This window comes from Shewanella sp. NFH-SH190041, assembly GCF_024363255.1.
Lineage (GTDB): Bacteria > Pseudomonadota > Gammaproteobacteria > Enterobacterales > Shewanellaceae > Shewanella.
The window spans coordinates 2,917,757-2,933,981 of sequence record NZ_AP026070.1 but is presented as its reverse complement, the minus strand read 5'-3'; the positions used below and the strand labels follow the sequence as shown (position 1 = coordinate 2,933,981).

At 47.3% G+C, this 16,225-nt stretch carries 12 protein-coding genes and 3 tRNA genes; 11 read left to right on the top strand and 4 right to left on the bottom strand.

Going from position 1 to position 16,225, the window contains the following annotated elements; all coding sequences use genetic code 11:
- Positions 1-32 precede the first annotated feature (32 nt).
- From NFHSH190041_RS13045 to glnS, 3 genes are all read left to right on the top strand, one after another.
- Positions 33-272 (top strand): ferrous iron transport protein A, encoded by a 240-nt coding sequence (locus tag NFHSH190041_RS13045; protein WP_261922236.1) that lies wholly within the window; start codon positions 33-35, stop codon positions 270-272.
- Positions 265-2,559, top strand: coding sequence for a Fe(2+) transporter permease subunit FeoB (gene feoB / locus NFHSH190041_RS13040; protein WP_261922235.1), 2,295 nt, complete (start codon positions 265-267; stop codon positions 2,557-2,559). The genes NFHSH190041_RS13045 and feoB overlap by 8 nt, the downstream gene beginning before the upstream one ends.
- A gap of 169 nt (positions 2,560-2,728) precedes the next feature.
- Positions 2,729-4,402: a glutamine--tRNA ligase gene (gene glnS, locus NFHSH190041_RS13035; RefSeq protein ID WP_261922234.1), complete on the top strand. Its 1,674-nt coding sequence runs from the start codon at positions 2,729-2,731 to the stop codon at positions 4,400-4,402.
- Positions 4,403-4,463: 61 nt separating this feature from the next.
- Here the strand turns inward: glnS and NFHSH190041_RS13030 are convergent, their stop codons facing one another.
- The 3 genes from NFHSH190041_RS13030 to NFHSH190041_RS13020 all read right to left on the bottom strand — a co-directional run bounded on the left by NFHSH190041_RS13030 (position 4,464) and on the right by NFHSH190041_RS13020 (position 6,774).
- Entirely contained in the window at positions 4,464-5,060 is a 597-nt protein-coding gene (locus tag NFHSH190041_RS13030) for a Yip1 family protein (protein ID WP_261922233.1), read from the bottom strand.
- Positions 5,061-5,557: 497 nt separating this feature from the next.
- Positions 5,558-6,271, bottom strand: a complete 714-nt coding sequence (locus NFHSH190041_RS13025) for a UDP-2,3-diacylglucosamine diphosphatase (protein WP_261922232.1) — start codon at positions 6,269-6,271, stop codon at positions 5,558-5,560.
- 8 nt (positions 6,272-6,279) lie between these two features.
- Entirely contained in the window at positions 6,280-6,774 is a 495-nt protein-coding gene (locus NFHSH190041_RS13020) for a peptidylprolyl isomerase (protein WP_261922231.1), read from the bottom strand.
- Positions 6,775-6,958: 184 nt separating this feature from the next.
- On the opposite strand from NFHSH190041_RS13020, the gene cysS reads away from it, so the two are divergent.
- Positions 6,959-8,338 (top strand): cysteine--tRNA ligase, encoded by a 1,380-nt coding sequence (cysS, locus tag NFHSH190041_RS13015; protein WP_261922230.1) that lies wholly within the window; start codon positions 6,959-6,961, stop codon positions 8,336-8,338.
- A gap of 79 nt (positions 8,339-8,417) precedes the next feature.
- On the opposite strand, the gene folD is transcribed toward cysS, so the two are convergent.
- Positions 8,418-9,299, bottom strand: a complete 882-nt coding sequence (folD, locus tag NFHSH190041_RS13010) for a bifunctional methylenetetrahydrofolate dehydrogenase/methenyltetrahydrofolate cyclohydrolase FolD (RefSeq protein ID WP_261922229.1) — start codon at positions 9,297-9,299, stop codon at positions 8,418-8,420.
- A 300-nt stretch (positions 9,300-9,599) separates the two neighbouring features.
- Here folD and NFHSH190041_RS13005 point away from each other — a divergent pair.
- The 7 genes from NFHSH190041_RS13005 (at position 9,600) to lon (ending at position 16,031) form a co-directional block, all read left to right on the top strand.
- Positions 9,600-9,676, top strand: a tRNA-Pro gene (locus NFHSH190041_RS13005).
- 73 nt (positions 9,677-9,749) lie between these two features.
- Positions 9,750-9,826: transfer RNA gene (locus NFHSH190041_RS13000), tRNA-Arg, on the top strand.
- Positions 9,827-9,835: 9 nt separating this feature from the next.
- A tRNA-His gene (locus NFHSH190041_RS12995) sits at positions 9,836-9,911 on the top strand.
- Between the two features lie 254 nt (positions 9,912-10,165).
- Positions 10,166-11,479: a trigger factor gene (gene tig, locus NFHSH190041_RS12990; protein WP_261922228.1), complete on the top strand. Its 1,314-nt coding sequence runs from the start codon at positions 10,166-10,168 to the stop codon at positions 11,477-11,479.
- 91 nt (positions 11,480-11,570) lie between these two features.
- A complete protein-coding gene (gene clpP, locus NFHSH190041_RS12985; protein WP_261922227.1) occupies positions 11,571-12,182 on the top strand; it encodes an ATP-dependent Clp endopeptidase proteolytic subunit ClpP in 612 nt (203 codons plus the stop codon).
- Between the two features lie 84 nt (positions 12,183-12,266).
- The gene (gene clpX, locus NFHSH190041_RS12980) at positions 12,267-13,544 is read left to right on the top strand and encodes an ATP-dependent protease ATP-binding subunit ClpX (protein ID WP_261922226.1); all 1,278 of its coding nucleotides are present in this window, start codon (positions 12,267-12,269) and stop codon (positions 13,542-13,544) included.
- A 129-nt stretch (positions 13,545-13,673) separates the two neighbouring features.
- Positions 13,674-16,031, top strand: a complete 2,358-nt coding sequence (gene lon, locus NFHSH190041_RS12975; protein ID WP_261922225.1) for an endopeptidase La — start codon at positions 13,674-13,676, stop codon at positions 16,029-16,031.
- The last annotated feature ends 194 nt before the right edge of the window (positions 16,032-16,225 follow it).

Sequence of the window (16,225 nt, the reverse complement as noted above, 5' to 3'; positions counted from 1 at the left end):
TAGGCAAACGCTGCCCAAGGTGGAAATAGTTAATGAAGTTAAGTGAACTCAGTCCCGGCGATAGCGCCATGATTTCTGAAATCGGACATATCGATTTGCCGCAAACGGTGAAGCGTAAGCTGCTGTCGATGGGGATCACCCCAAACACCCGTTTTAGTCTGACCCGCCGGGCTCCTATGGGTTCGGGTCTGGAATTAGCTCTCCGCGGTAGCAAGCTGTGTATGCGCCGGGATTTGGCCGACATTATTGAGGTAATCAAAACCAATGACTAAGCAGTTTCATTGTGTCACGGTAGGAAACCCCAACGCGGGGAAATCCACTCTGTTTAACGCGCTGACCGGCGCAAGCCAGGTTGTTGGTAACTGGTCAGGGGTAACGGTTGAGAAGAAGACTGGCCAATTTACCCTAGAAGGTTCTGATGTATTTTTAACTGATTTGCCGGGTATTTACGATATTTTACCGGCAGGTAATCAGTGTGACTGTTCTTTAGATGAGCGTATTGCCCAGCAGTACCTTGCTGAACAGCCATGTGATGCCATTATTAACCTGGTTGATGGTACCAACTTAGAGCGCCACCTCTACTTAACAGCTCAGTTACGTGAGTTGGGGGTACCTATGGTGGTGGTGATCAACAAGATGGATGCGGCTCACAAGCGCGGCATTCAAGTTGATTTCCAGAAAATGAGCCAGACTCTGGGATGCCCTGTTGTGGGGGTTTGCTCTCGTGATCCAGAAGATGTGCATAAGGTTAAAGCCCATGTGGTTGAGTTGTTAGCCGGTCGGGTTGATAGTACGCCACTGAAATTGAATTATGGCGCTGAGATTGAGCAGGCCGTGACTGCCGTGATGCAGCGTGAAGCTGGGTTGAGTCGTGGGCGTGCGCTGGCGATGTTCGGGCATGGCCTGGGTTGTGGCAGCTGTGCTAATGGCGAAAAACAGCCGGAAGTGATTGCCTGTGCTGAAAGTCTGAAAGCCAAGGGTGAAGATATTGAGGTGATGATCGCCGCTACCCGCTATCAGTTTGTGGAGCAGGTGTATGATGCATCGGTTAAACCTGCGCCAAAAGAGACCTTCAGTGCCAAGCTCGACCGTCTGGTATTAAATCCGGTACTCGGTGTTCCAGTTTTCTTACTGGTGATGTATCTGATGTTCCTGTTTGCCATTAACGTTGGCAGTTCTTTCATTGATTTCTTTGATATCAGTGCTGGAGCATTATTTGTTGACCACTTCGGTGCTTGGCTGGGGAATATCGGTGCGCCTGAGTGGCTAGTCACTATTCTGGCTGGTGGCTTTGGCCAGGGTATTCAGACTGTGGCGACCTTTATTCCGGTAATTGCGGCGCTGTTTTTGGCATTGTCCGTACTGGAGAGCTCAGGCTATATGGCCCGCGCCGCGTTTGTGGTTGACGGCTTAATGCGCCGTATTGGTTTGCCTGGTAAAGCCTTTGTGCCCATGATTGTTGGCTTCGGCTGCTCGGTTCCGGCCATTATGGCGACCCGGACATTAGGTAATGAGCGTGAGCGTATCGTCACCGGTATGATGGCGCCCTTTATGTCCTGTGGTGCACGTTTGCCTGTGTATGCTTTGTTTGCCGCGGCTTTCTTCCCCAATAGCGGACAGAACCTGGTGTTTGCTTTGTACCTGATCGGTATTTTGGCGGCAGTCGGCACTGGCTTAATGCTACGTAAAACGCTGCTGCCGGGTACATCCAGCGCCGTGGTAATGGAACTGCCTGATTATGAACTGCCGAAGTTTAAGCCAACGCTGAAGCGTACCGTTAAGCGTACCAAGGGTTTTATTGTTGGTGCCGGTAAGACCATTGTCATTGTGGTCACCCTGCTGAACTTTGTGAACTCTATCGGTACCGATGGCAGCTTTGGCCACCAAGATAGCAGTGAGTCACTGCTCAGTGTGGTAAGCCAGAAAGTGACGCCACTGTTTACGCCTCTAGGGGTTGAACAGAGTAACTGGCCAGCTACCGTGGGGATTGTAACCGGTATTTTCGCTAAGGAAGCCGTGGTTGGTACATTGAACAACCTGTATTCACCCGCAGCATCTGATGATGAAGGGCTGACACCACTGAGTGAGAGTTTCTCCGAGGCATTGGCAACCATTCCTGAAAACCTGTTAGGTATCTCTTACGCTGACCCTATGGCATTAAATGTCGGTGATGTGAAAGATGAGAAAGTTGCAGCAGAAGAGCAGGGCGTAGATACCTCAACCTTTACAGCGCTGCAAACCGGTTTTGGTACGACTATTGCTGCCTTTAGTTACCTGTTGTTTGTTCTGCTATATACCCCATGTGTGGCCGCGATGGGGGCACTGGTGCACGAATTTGGTGCGCGCTGGGCTCGCTTTGCTGCGCTGTGGACCTTTGGTCTGGCTTACGGGACAGCAACATTGGTATACCAGACAGCGACATTCAGCCAGCACCCGCTGACATCCGGTGCTTGGATTGGCGGTATCATTTTAGCGCTAGTCGTGTTTTATACCTGGCTGCGTCGTCAAGGGCGTAAAACCCAGCAGATTATTCCGGGTATCCGTATCATTACCGAATAAGGTATGATACCACCCAAATTATAAAAGCAGCCTGCGGGCTGCTTTTTCCGTTGTGCCCTCTGCGGGGAACTGTGGGGGGGAATTTAATTGCTGGCCATTGTGTCAAAGCCAGATCTGTAGGATCATGGGCCTTTGATTAAAATTGCCATTGTTCGCAAAGAGGAATTCCATGAGTCATGTGGACAACAACGAAGTTCGTCCAAGCAACTTCATTCGTAACATCATTGATGAAGATCTGAAAAGCGGCAAGCACACCAGTGTGCATACCCGTTTCCCGCCGGAGCCAAACGGCTATCTTCATATCGGTCACGCTAAGTCTATCTGCCTGAACTTCGGTATTGCCCGGGATTACCAGGGTGAGTGTAACCTGCGTTTTGATGATACGAACCCTGAAAAAGAAGACATTGATTATGTGAACTCTATTCAGGAAGACGTGAAGTGGCTGGGATTCCAGTGGAGCGGTGATATCCGTTATTCATCCAACTACTTTGATGCTCTGCACGGTTATGCTGTTGAGTTAATCAACAAAGGTCTGGCGTATGTTTGCTTCCTTAATGGTGAGCAAACCCGTGAATACCGCGGTACGCTGAAAGAGCCTGGCAAAAATAGCCCATACCGTGATACCAGTGTTGAAGAGAACCTGGCGTTGTTTGAAAAAATGCGCCAAGGTGAATTTAAAGAGGGCGAATGTGCGCTGCGGGCCAAAATTGATATGGCCTCACCTTTTATGTGTATGCGCGATCCTGTGATCTATCGCATCCGCTTTGCCCACCATCATCAGACCGGTGACAAGTGGTGCATCTATCCTATGTATGACTTCACCCATTGTATTTCTGATGCGCTGGAGCATATTACCCACTCACTGTGTACGCTGGAATTCCAAGATAACCGCCGCCTGTATGACTGGGTACTGGATCATCTGGATGATTTCCAAGCACCTAACCGTACCCATCAGTATGAATTCAGCCGCCTGAATCTGGAATACACCCTGATGTCTAAGCGTAAGCTGAATGATCTTGTGGTGCGTAATCTGGTTTCCGGTTGGGATGATCCGCGTATGCCAACCATTGCCGGTTTGCGCCGCCGTGGTTTTACGCCAGCCTCTATCCGTGAATTCTGTAAGCGTATCGGTGTGACCAAGCAGGATAACCTGGTTGAAGTTGGCATGTTGGAAGCCTGTATCCGTGAAGAGTTGAATGAACACGCTCCTCGGGCGATGGCAGTGCTGAAGCCAATCAAGGTTGTGATTGAAAACTACCCTGAAGGTCAGTTGGAACATGTGTCTGCCCCAGTGCATCCAAACCATCCTGAAATGGGTAATCGGGAATTAGCATTCGGCCGCGAAGTCTACATTGATGCTGCGGATTTCCGTGAAGAAGCCAATAAGCAGTACAAGCGTCTGGTGACAGGAAAAGAAGTACGTCTGCGTAATGCTTATGTGATTAAGGCAGAGCGTTGCGATAAGGATGCTGAGGGCAATATCACTACGGTTTACTGTACTTATGATCCTGACACTCTGGGCAAAAACCCAGCAGATGGTCGTAAGGTGAAAGGGGTGATCCATTGGGTTGAAGCCTCAACCGCTAAACCGGCTGAGTTCCGTCTTTATGGCCGTCTGTTCAAAGATGCCAACCCGGCTGCCGCTGAAACAGTCGATGAAGTACTGAACCCAGAGTCTCTGGTGATTGAGCATGGCGTGGTAGAGGCGGGTCTTATCGATGCTAAGCCATGCGAAGCCTATCAGTTTGAGCGTGAAGGTTACTTCTGCGCCGACAATAAGGATTCAAGCCTAGAGCATCTGGTATTTAACCTGACTGTAGCGCTGCGTGACTCTTTTGCTTAAGCGTTAAGTCAGTACAATGAAAAAAGCCGGCTTATCTGCCGGCTTTTTGTTTGCAATAGCGTTACTGAATGGCTGGACCAAAGCCATTGGACCAAAGGATCACGCTGCCTGTCATCAGGGCGACCAGTAGTACTAGCCCGGCAGTCACAACCGAGCTTGCGTAAATAAAGCCTTTTTCTTCCGGAATTTTCATTAAAATTGGTACGCCAGTATAAAGCAGATAGACGGAATAACTGACGCCGGCAAGCCCGACTAACATCATAAACCAGAGCTCAGGATACAGTGCAGAGAAGCCCACCATAAAGAGCGGGGTAGCGGTATAAGACGCTAATTCAAATGCTTGGGTATAGCTGGGGCTAGCATCAAAGGTTTTGGCCATCCAATAAACTAAGTAGGCAAGTGCAAATACCCCAGCAATTAACCCAAAGTACATTCCTGCTGACATATACAGGGCGCTAGCAGGCGTCAGGTATAATAAATCTCCAGCTCCAGGGTTCCACCCGATTTGAGTATTAGCGATATAGCTGCAGATGGCAGGGATAAGGGCGATAAGTAGAATATGGGTAAGGCTGTTGTGTGCGGTTTCGTGGTTTTGCTCTATGGTGTGCCATTCTTGTTTCGGATGTGTATATAACCCCTTCAAGTGACTCAGAATCATTTTTATTATCTCCGTTCAGCATAAACAAAATTGCCCGCCAAACATCAGACGAACCTGATACAGCTCTTGTTTATTTATTGAACAAAAATAGCGCTTGGTCAAGGGCTTGGTTTTCGCCTATACCATTATTTAGATAAAATTCCCCCTATGTGAGCGGATAAATGACCTTAATGTACATACCTCATGCAGCGTGGATAAGGCTATTTGGGCAATACTCGCTTTTCTATCGTGGCGGATTAAGTCGGCATGCGTTGACACGCAGTTTTAGTTAAACGCGGATATTGAGTGAAGAGATATGTGTAAAAGAAACATGGCGCAATAGGACAATAATGCTGTTGATGGCGTTTTTACGCGATATTCCCGCAATGGCAACGCAGAAACTATTTCCTCGATTACTGTCCTACTCTTTGCTAGTTACCTCACTATGCAGCAATGACGGATGCTAATGACCGATTTTATCGGGAGATTACCTGCATACTGCCGCATAGTTGAAGATATTATTCCAGTGGTAGATTGCTCAGCTCTGCGCCTTGAGGGGTTAACGTCAGGACACTGCCCTGGGTGTACCAGTCACCGACGACCATGCGTTGCAATTGATCACCTAGCTGATGGATAGCGGGTCTGTGGGTGTGGCCGTGGATCATAATATCAGCGTGTTTTTGCTGCATTAGGGCCAACACTGCACTGGATTCTACATCCATAATTTCGCGGGTTTTATATTGGTTTCCCTGTTTACTCTTCGCGCGTAACCCCGAGGCGATTGCCTGGCGTTTGCGTTTGGGAAGTAGGGAATAGATCCAGCGAAACAGTGCAATTGAGCGAAAACGGCGAAAACGTTGGTATGCTTTGTCCAGCGTGCACAGGCTGTCACCATGAAGGATAACCAACTTATGGCCATAAAGCTGAGTGACAGAAACCTCTGGTAATAACTGCATACCAGATTGCTTGGCAAACCGGCGACCGAGCATAAAGTCCCGATTACCATGGACATAATATACCGGTATTTTCCCTGCAATATCGCGTAATTGTTGGGCAAGCGCTAGGGCAAAAGGCTCAGCTAAATCATCACCGACCCAGACCTCAAAGAGATCGCCAAGAATATACAACGCTTGGGTATCTGATGGGAGGGTAGCAAGGAAGTGGCTGAAGGCGGCGGTAATATCAGGGCGATCTGCACTTAAGTGCAGATCGCCAACAAAGAGGGTACGCATCTTAAGCGTTATTCCTCAACCGTGACGCTCTGGATAACCACATTGTCAACAGGTACATCTTGGTGCATACCATGGTTACGGGTGTTTACGCCTTTAATGGCATTCACGACATCCATACCTTCTACCACTTCACCAAATACACAGTAACCCCAACCTTGCATGGACTCCGCGCGGAAATCCAAGAAAGTGTTGTCATTCACATTGATAAAGAATTGACCGGTGGCGGAGTGTGGGTCTGAAGTGCGAGCCATGGCGATAGTACCGGCTTTGTTAGACAGACCATTGTTAGCTTCATTTTTGATGGCTGCGCGAGTTGGTTTTTGAACCATCTTTTCATCGAAACCACCGCCTTGGATCATAAATCCATCGATAACGCGGTGGAAAATAGTGCCATTGAAGAAACCATCTTTGGCGTATTGAACAAAGTTGGCAACAGTTTCTGGAGCTTTATCGGCAAACATTTGCAGTTTGATGTCGCCATGGTTGGTGTGCAGTGTAATCATATTTATGCTTCTCAATGACTTCTGATTAATAACGTCATGGATTTTAACTGATCCGACCAAGGGCATAAAGCACAGTGTTTATCTGCTCGCAATTCGCGCGGAATTCGGATGCAAGCCGCTTTGTGGCCATGGTAGACTGGTTGCCTTGAATTAATAGTCCCACCATTGGTAAAAGAGATACTCCATGTTGAAGATTTACAACAGCATCAGTCGTCAGAAAGAGGAATTCAAACCTATTAATCCCGGAAAAGTAGGGATGTATGTATGCGGTGTGACGATTTACGATCTGTGTCATATTGGCCACGGCCGTACTTTTGTCTCCTTCGACATGATTGTGCGTTACCTGCGTTACATCGGTTACGAAGTAAATTTCCTGCGCAATATTACTGACGTAGACGACAAAATCATCAAGCGTGCCAATGAAAATAACGAAAGCTGCGAAGCGCTGACAGAGCGTCTAATTGGTGAAATGCACCAAGACTTTGATGCCTTGAATATGCTACGTCCAGACTTTGAACCCCGTGCGACCTTGCATATTGCTGAAATCATTGAAATGGTTGAGCAGTTGATTGCCCGTGGTCACGCCTATGTTGCTGATAACGGTGATGTGCTATTTAGCGTGCCTTCTTTCCCTGCGTATGGTCGTTTGTCTGGACAGGATTTGGATCAACTGCAGGCTGGCGCCCGGGTTGAGGTGGATGAGCATAAACATAATCCAATGGATTTTGTGCTGTGGAAAATGTCTAAGCCAGGTGAGCCAACCTGGGAATCTCCTTGGGGGCCAGGCCGCCCAGGCTGGCACATTGAGTGTAGTGCCATGAATGGTAAACACTTAGGTGCTCATTTTGATATCCATGGCGGCGGCAGTGATCTGCAATTCCCACACCATGAAAATGAGATTGCCCAATCTTGCTGTGCCCACGATACACCCTATGTGAATTACTGGATGCACACAGGTATGGTGATGGTTGATCGGGAAAAGATGTCTAAATCTTTGGGTAATTTCTTCACTATCCGTGATGTTCTGCAGCATTATGATCCTCAGACAGTACGTTACTTCCTGCTATCTGGGCATTATCGCAGTCAATTAAACTATTCAGAGGATAATCTGAAGCAAGCTCGTGCATCCCTTGAGCGTCTGTATACAGCGTTGAAAGGATTGGACTTGACTGTAGCTGCCGCGCCTGCAGAAGAATATGTTCAGCGTTTCCGTGATGCCATGGATGATGATTTTAACACGCCTGAGGCCTATTCTGTTCTGTTTGATATGGTGCGTGAAATCAACCGCTTGAAAGGTACGGATATGGCGGCAGCATCGGCTTTAGGTGTGGCAATGAAGCAGCTGGCCGATGTGCTGGGTATTATGGGACAGGATGTAGAATCTTTCTTTAAAGGTGATGGTAATGATGATGAAGTGGCTGAAATTGAAGCCCTGATCGTTGAACGTAACCGTGCTCGGGCTGAAAAAGACTGGCCGGCCGCGGATGCTGCCCGTGATCGTCTTAATGCGTTGAATGTTGTTCTGGAAGATGGCCCTCAAGGCACCACTTGGCGTAAGAAATAATTGTGTTGTGCGAAATTAAATTAAGCTAAGTGAATAAAAAACGCCGGTGAAATCGGCGTTTTTTATTTCTGTAATATCTTTATACAGCAGCTTGGGTTACTTGCAGGGGATCGTGAAAACGTTCTGCAGCATACAAGGTATTTTGCAGCAAACTGGCAATCGTCATCGGGCCGACGCCACCGGGCACCGGGGTAATAAATGCCGCATGCTCACAGGCCTGTTCAAACTGCACATCCCCAACCAACTTCCCGTTTTCTAACCGGTTAATCCCGACATCAATCACTACTGCGCCCGGTTTAATCCAATCTCCAGGAATAAAGCCGGGTTTGCCTACCGCGACAACGAGCAGATCGGCATTACGAACTTTCTGCTCTAAATTACGGGTAAAACGATGACAAACCGTGGTCGTACAACCTGCTAGCAGTAATTCCAGCGACATTGGTCGACCCACAATATTAGATGCGCCAACGACGGTAGCATCCATACCATAGGTATCAATCCCAGTGGATTTTATCAGTGTCATAATGCCCATGGGCGTACAGGGACGTAATACCGGAATACGTTGGGATAGCCGTCCGACATTATAAGGGTGAAAGCCATCGACATCTTTATCTGGGCGAATGCTTTCCAGGATTTTAGCGTCATCAATATGTGCGGGGAGAGGCAGTTGCACTAAAATGCCATCAATGGTGTCATCTTGGTTACACTGTTCAATCAGTGCCAGCAGAGTTTGTTCACTGGTATCACTATCCAGATCAAATGCTTTGGACACAAAACCGACTTCCTCACAAGCCTTGCGTTTACTGCCGACATAAACCTGTGAAGCAGGATCGGCGCCCAATAAAATAACCGCTAAACCCGGTGCTCGTTGCCCTTGTTGCAGGCGGGCGGCGACTTTTTGTTTAATTTCAGTGCGAATTGTTTGGGCAATCGCTTTGCCATCGATAATAGTAGCTGTCATAAGAGGTTGAATTTCCTTTTACACGCAAGGCACAGCAAAAAATTTGCGCGCATTTTAGCAGGGCAGCGGCACAGTGTCATGGAGATTGGATTTTGTCAGTGAAAAAGCTGAGGCTTATTTTTGTACGTAAAATGGCATTTTTGCCAAAATGATGTATTAAAATTCAGCGTATTGTTTTAAATAGCAGCAAGCGATGATTTAGTTAAAAAAAACCGTTGACGGCCGTGGGGGCAATGGCTAATATGCGCCTCGTTCTCAGCGGGGCAGCAAATAAATGCGTCTTGGCAATAAAGAGACATTCGGTGATTAGCGCAGTCTGGTAGCGCATCTGCTTTGGGAGCAGAGGGTCAGAGGTTCGAATCCTCTATCACCGACCAAGAATTTTTAAATGAGGTGAACTTTACACCTTGTTTATCAACGGTTAGGATGCAGGTTAAATCTGCAGATCATGCGCCCGTAGCTCAGTTGGATAGAGCATCCGCCTTCTAAGCGGATGGTCGCAGGTTCGAATCCTGCCGGGCGTACCACTTTATGTGGTGGCTATAGCTCAGTTGGTAGAGCCCTGGATTGTGATTCCAGTTGTCGTGGGTTCGAGTCCCATTAGCCACCCCACTCTTTAAAAAAAGAATAAAAAAAGCGACCTTAGGTCGCTTTTTTTATGCCTTGTAACCTGGGTTTGCCACTCGACTCTGAAAAAAACGCTGGCTATAATGTCGCGTCTTGATAACTATCATCTACGTGCGACCAGTGCCGAAATTCAGAACTGAAGGGCATTCGAGCGAAAATTTAGATCAAGAAACGAATACCTGAATAGTTGATGCATTCGACTATTACAAAGGACGTTAGACATATTTCGAGGTAAAACAATGCAAGTTTCTGTTGAAACAACTCAAGGCCTAGAGCGTCGCCTGACCATCAGCGTACCTGCTGAGCAAATTGAAAAGCTGGTTCAGGATAGCCTGAAGCAAGAAGCCAAGCGCGCTCGTCTGCCAGGTTTCCGTCCAGGTAAAGTACCTGCTAGCGTAATTAACAAGCGCTATGGTGATGCAATCCGTCAAGACGTAACCGGTCAGGTTATGCAGCGTAACTTCATTGAAGCGATTGTGGCTGAAAAACTGAATCCAGCTGGTGCCCCAACCTTCATCCCTGGCGAAACCAAAGACGATGCATTTGAATTCGTTGCTACCTTCGAAGTTTACCCAGAAGTTGAACTGAAAGGTCTGGATGCGATTGCTGTTGAAAAGCCAGTTGCTGATGTAACTGATGCTGATGTTGACAACATGATTGAGACTCTGCGCAAGCAGCACGCTCAGTATGATGTTGTTGAGCGTGAAGCCGCTGATGGCGACAAAGTGAAAGTAAACTTTGTTGGTTCTGTTGACGGTGAAGAGTTTGAAGGCGGCAAAGCCGAAGGTTTCGAACTGCACCTGGGCAGCGGTCGTATGATCCCTGGCTTCGAAGAAGGTATCGTTGGCCACAAAGCCGGTGATGAATTCGATATCGATGTGACTTTCCCAGAAGAATATCACGCTGAAAACCTGAAAGGTAAGCCAGCTAAGTTCGCTATCACTGTGACTGAAGTTCTGGGTGCGAGCCTGCCAGAAGTGAATGATGAGTTCGCTAAGCAGTTCGGTATTGCTGAAGAAGGTGTTGCTGGTCTGAAAGCGGAAATCCGCAAGAATATGACCCGCGAACTGGAACAAGCTCTGAAAGCGAACATCAAAGAGCAGGTTATTGAAGGTCTGTTGACTAACAATGAAATCGATCTGCCAAAAGCGCTGATCGACGGTGAAGTAAACGTACTGCGTCAGCAAGCTATGCAGCGTTTCGGTAGCCAATTTGGTAACCAAGCTAACATGCCAGAACTGCCAGCTGAGCTGTTCACTGAACAAGCTGAGCGTCGTGTGAAAGTTGGCCTGCTGCTGGGTGAAGTGATCAAAGCTAACGAACTGAAAGCTGACGATGCTCGCGTAACTGCACTGATCGAGTCTATGGCTTCTGCTTACGAAGATCCTGCTGAAGTTGTTGCTTATTACAACAACAACCAAGAGCTGATGCAGAACATGCGCAACGTTGCTCTGGAAGAGCAAGCTGTTGAAGCATTACTGGCTGGCGCAAAAGTTACTGACAAAGAAGTTGCTTTTGAAGAATTTATGAACAAGGCTACCGGTCGCGCATAAGCGAAACTTGACTTGTTTGGCCTCAGGCCATTTATAATGGTTCGTATGGGTTTTTCTCATGCGAACCATTTTCGTTTTTAGGGAAGGAAGAATGCAAAAAGCGCCAGAATCAGTACTTAACGCTCTCGTGCCTATGGTTGTTGAACAAACTGCTAAAGGTGAGCGCTCCTATGATATCTACTCCCGTTTGCTCAAAGAGCGGGTAATTTTCCTGGTTGGCCAGGTTGAAGAACATATGGCCAATCTCATTGTGGCGCAGTTGCTGTTTTTGGAGTCGGAAAGTCCAGATAAAGATATTTATCTGTATATTAACTCTCCCGGTGGTAGCGTGACTGCAGGTATGGCAATTTATGACACCATGCAGTTCATTAAGCCAAATGTTAGTACTGTATGTATGGGTCAAGCAGCAAGCATGGGCGCATTTTTGCTTGCCGGTGGAGAAAAGGGCAAACGCCACTGTCTGCCAAACTCTCGGGTGATGATCCATCAGCCATTGGGTGGTTTCCAGGGGCAGGCGTCTGATATTGCAATTCATGCGCAGGAAATTCTGGGCATTAAACAGAAATTGAACCAGATGTTGGCTGATCACACTGGCCAACCACTGGAAGTGATTGAACGTGATACTGACCGTGATAATTTCATGAGTGCAGAACAGGCTGTTGAATACGGTCTGGTTGATTCAGTCCTGACTAAGCGCGGCTGATTTTTGCTGTTATCTGGGCTATGCTCAGAGCATATTTGACGGCGAAGACACTGGCAGTCAGCAGGCTGCATAAGAGGTAGTAGAATGGGTGACAACAAAAGTAACGGCGACGGCGGTAAACTGTTGTACTGCTCTTTCTGTGGAAAGAGCCAGCACGAGGTTCGCAAGCTGATTGCCGGGCCTTCTGTCTATGTTTGTGACGAATGTGTCGAATTATGTAATGACATTATTCGCGAAGAGATAAAAGAGATTTCGCCAAAGCGGGATCAGGAAAAATTACCGACGCCTCATGAATTGCGGGCTCACCTGGATGACTATGTCATTGGGCAAGGGCAAGCAAAAAAAGTATTGTCGGTAGCGGTTTACAACCATTACAAACGGTTGAAGAACGCATCGCCTAAAGATGGTATCGAACTGGGTAAGAGTAACATCTTGCTGATCGGTCCCACAGGTAGTGGTAAAACCTTATTGGCTGAGACGTTAGCGCGCTTTTTGAATGTCCCTTTCACTATGGCTGATGCAACCACGCTAACCGAAGCCGGTTATGTGGGGGAAGATGTTGAAAATATCATCCAGAAGCTGCTTCAGAAATGTGATTATGACGTTGAGAAGGCCCAACGCGGCATCGTTTATATCGATGAAATCGATAAAATCAGCCGTAAATCAGATAACCCATCCATCACCCGTGATGTTTCTGGTGAAGGAGTACAGCAGGCGCTGCTGAAGCTGATTGAAGGGACAATTGCTGCCGTTCCACCTCAAGGTGGTCGTAAGCATCCACAGCAGGAGTTTTTACAGGTTGATACCTCTAAAATCTTGTTTATCTGTGGTGGCGCGTTTGCGGGGCTGGAAAAAGTCATTGAACAGCGTAGTGAAACTAGCTCAGGCATTGGTTTTGCAGCACAAGTTAAAGGTGAAAGCGACAAGAAGACTGTGTCTGACACCTTGCTGCAAGTTGAGCCAGAAGATCTGGTGAAATACGGTTTGATCCCTGAATTTATCGGCCGTTTGCCTGTAGTGGCAACCTTGCAGGAGCTGGATCAGGATGCTTTGGTTCAGATCCTGTCTGAGCCGAAAAATGCACTGACCAAACAATATGCCGCTCTGTTTGATATGGAAGGAGTAGAGCTGGAGTTCCGTGAAGATGCGCTTAAGGCTATTGCACAAAAAGCCATGACCCGCAAAACCGGTGCCCGTGGTCTGCGCTCCATCGTAGAAGGCATTTTGCTTGATACTATGTATGATCTGCCATCTAGCCAAGGTGTTGTTAAAGCTGTGATTGATGAGTCTGTCGTTAAAGGCGAATCAGCCCCATTACTTATGTATGAAAATAATGAGTCACAGGCAGCAGGCGAGCAATAATTAAACGTTTGTAATCATTATTTTAAAAAGGAGCCTTTATGGCTCCTTTTTTTCATTCTGCCATTGAAACTCAGGAATTTGTCCCAATATACTCGGTACTGACCCATTATCTTCAAACGGAATCGAACTATGACATTAGAGCGTGATACGCATATCGAACTTCCCGTATTGCCGCTACGCGACGTAGTGGTTTATCCACATATGGTTATTCCGTTATTCGTCGGACGGGAAAAGTCTATCCGCTGTCTTGAATCGGCAATGGCTCAGGACAAGCAAATCATTCTGGTAGCACAGCGTGACGCCGATCTTGATGAGCCTACCAGTGAGGATATTTTTGATGTAGGCACAGTTGCCTCAATTCTTCAGCTATTAAAGCTGCCAGATGGTACTGTGAAGGTATTGGTAGAAGGTGGCCAGCGTGCCCGGATTAACCGATACACAAAAGAAGATGAATATTTTGTTGCTGAAGCTGAGTATTTAGCAGCAGAAACAATAGATGAAAAAGAGGAAGAGGTGCTGGTTCGCAGCGCCATTGGGCAGTTTGAAGGCTATATCAAGCTGAATAAAAAAATTCCTCCTGAAGTACTGACATCATTGTCTGGTATTGATGAAGCGGCGCGTTTGGCTGATACCATGGCGGCACATATGCCGTTGAAGCTGGCTGATAAGCAATCAGTGCTTGAAATGGTTAATGTTGCTGAACGGCTGGAATATCTGATGGCCATGATGGAGGCGGAAATCGACTTGTTGCAGGTTGAAAAACGTATCCGCACTCGGGTCAAAAAGCAGATGGAAAAGAGCCAGCGCGAGTACTATCTGAATGAGCAGATGAAGGCGATTCAGAAAGAGCTGGGCGATCTTGATGAAGGACATGATGAGTTTGAAGGGCTAGGCCGCAAAATTGAAGAAGCGGAAATGCCTGCTGAAGCCAAGGAAAAAGCTCAGGCTGAATTGAATAAATTGAAGATGATGTCTCCGATGTCTGCAGAAGCCACAGTAGTGCGCAGTTATGTGGATTGGATGACATCAGTACCATGGAAGAAGCGTTCGAAAATTAAGCGTGATTTAGCCAAAGCGCAGGAAACCTTGGATATGGATCATTATGGTCTGGAAAAGGTGAAAGAGCGTATTTTGGAATATCTCGCGGTACAGACCCGAGTCAAACAGCTGAAAGGCCCGATCCTATGTCTGGTCGGCCCTCCGGGTGTTGGTAAAACATCACTGGGGCAGTCTATTGCCAAAGCGACTGGTCGTAAATACGTCCGGGTGGCGCTGGGGGGGGTACGTGATGAAGCGGAGATCCGTGGACACCGTCGTACTTATATCGGGTCTATGCCAGGTAAAATTATCCAGAAAATGGCTAAAGTTGGAGTGAAAAACCCACTGTTCTTGCTCGATGAAATCGATAAGATGAGCAGCGATATGCGTGGTGACCCGTCTTCTGCATTACTGGAAGTACTGGATCCTGAGCAGAACGCAGCGTTCAGTGATCACTATCTGGAAGTGGATTATGATCTGTCAGATGTGATGTTTGTGGCGACCTCTAACTCCATGGATATTCCTGGCCCATTGTTGGACCGTATGGAAGTTATTCGTTTGTCCGGATATACCGAAGATGAAAAACTCAATATTGCTAAGCAGCATTTACTGCCGAAACAGATTGAGCGTAATGGCCTGAAACCATCGGAGATCCTGATGGATGACAGTGCCATTATGGGCATTATCCGTTATTACACCCGTGAAGCTGGTGTGCGGGCATTAGAGCGTGAACTGTCTAAAGTATGCCGTAAGGTGGTTAAGCAGATCCTGCTGGATAAAAGCATTAAGCAGGTAGAAATCACTCAGGATAATTTGAAGTCATTCCTTGGGGTGCAGCGCTTTGATTATGGCAAGGCGGAAAGTAAAAACCAGGTTGGTCAAGTCACTGGTTTGGCTTGGACTCAAGTGGGGGGTGATTTGCTGACAATTGAAGCGACATCCGTTGCTGGTAAAGGCAAATTAACTTATACAGGCTCTTTGGGCGATGTGATGAAAGAGTCTATCCAGGCTGCCATGACAGTGGTGCGTGCCCGGGCTGAACAGTTGGGTATTAACCCTGATTTCTATGAAAAGCGGGATATTCATATTCACGTACCGGAAGGTGCAACCCCGAAAGATGGTCCCTCTGCAGGGGCGGCAATGTGTACAGCATTAGTGTCTACGTTGACCGGTAATCCGGTGAATGCAGATGTTGCCATGACAGGTGAAATTACCTTGCGTGGTGAAGTTTTACCCATCGGTGGCTTAAAAGAGAAGCTGCTGGCGGCACACCGTGGTGGTATTAAAGTTGTACTTATCCCGAAAGAAAACGAGCGTGATCTCGAGGAAATTCCGGCAAATGTGATTGCTGATCTGAAAATCCATCCGGTGAAATGGGTTGATGAAGTTCTGAAGTTGGCGTTAGAACGACCAGTTGAAGGCTTTGAAGTAGTCAAAAACTTGGGATAACGCAAAAAAATGCCTTATCTCATTAAAAAAAATGAAAAAAGGGGCTTAACAATGCCACGAGCTGTGGTAGCCTAAGTCCGTGGAGAGCCAGTCTTCCCAAACCCTTGGGGCGACTGGCTTTGAGCTGTATACAAATTATTTCTTTGGTTTTCGAACTGGGCTTGAACTTTAGATTCAAGCTTGTTATAAAAGCC

Bases quoted from the DNA above. Each gene is read 5' to 3' on its own strand.
- NFHSH190041_RS13045 (WP_261922236.1), top strand. From the start codon at position 33: ATGAAGTTAAGTGAACTCAGTCCCGGCGATAGCGCCATGATTTCTGAA.
- cysS (WP_261922230.1), top strand. From the start codon at position 6,959: ATGTTGAAGATTTACAACAGCATCAGTCGTCAGAAAGAGGAATTCAAA.
- NFHSH190041_RS13025 (WP_261922232.1), bottom strand. From the start codon at position 6,271: ATGCGTACCCTCTTTGTTGGCGATCTGCACTTAAGTGCAGATCGCCCT.
- NFHSH190041_RS13030 (WP_261922233.1), bottom strand. From the start codon at position 5,060: ATGATTCTGAGTCACTTGAAGGGGTTATATACACATCCGAAACAAGAA.
- clpX (WP_261922226.1), top strand. From the start codon at position 12,267: ATGGGTGACAACAAAAGTAACGGCGACGGCGGTAAACTGTTGTACTGC.
- clpP (WP_261922227.1), top strand. From the start codon at position 11,571: ATGCAAAAAGCGCCAGAATCAGTACTTAACGCTCTCGTGCCTATGGTT.
- tig (WP_261922228.1), top strand. From the start codon at position 10,166: ATGCAAGTTTCTGTTGAAACAACTCAAGGCCTAGAGCGTCGCCTGACC.
- glnS (WP_261922234.1), top strand. From the start codon at position 2,729: ATGAGTCATGTGGACAACAACGAAGTTCGTCCAAGCAACTTCATTCGT.
- lon (WP_261922225.1), top strand. From the start codon at position 13,674: ATGACATTAGAGCGTGATACGCATATCGAACTTCCCGTATTGCCGCTA.
- feoB (WP_261922235.1), top strand. From the start codon at position 265: ATGACTAAGCAGTTTCATTGTGTCACGGTAGGAAACCCCAACGCGGGG.
- NFHSH190041_RS13020 (WP_261922231.1), bottom strand. From the start codon at position 6,774: ATGATTACACTGCACACCAACCATGGCGACATCAAACTGCAAATGTTT.
- folD (WP_261922229.1), bottom strand. From the start codon at position 9,299: ATGACAGCTACTATTATCGATGGCAAAGCGATTGCCCAAACAATTCGC.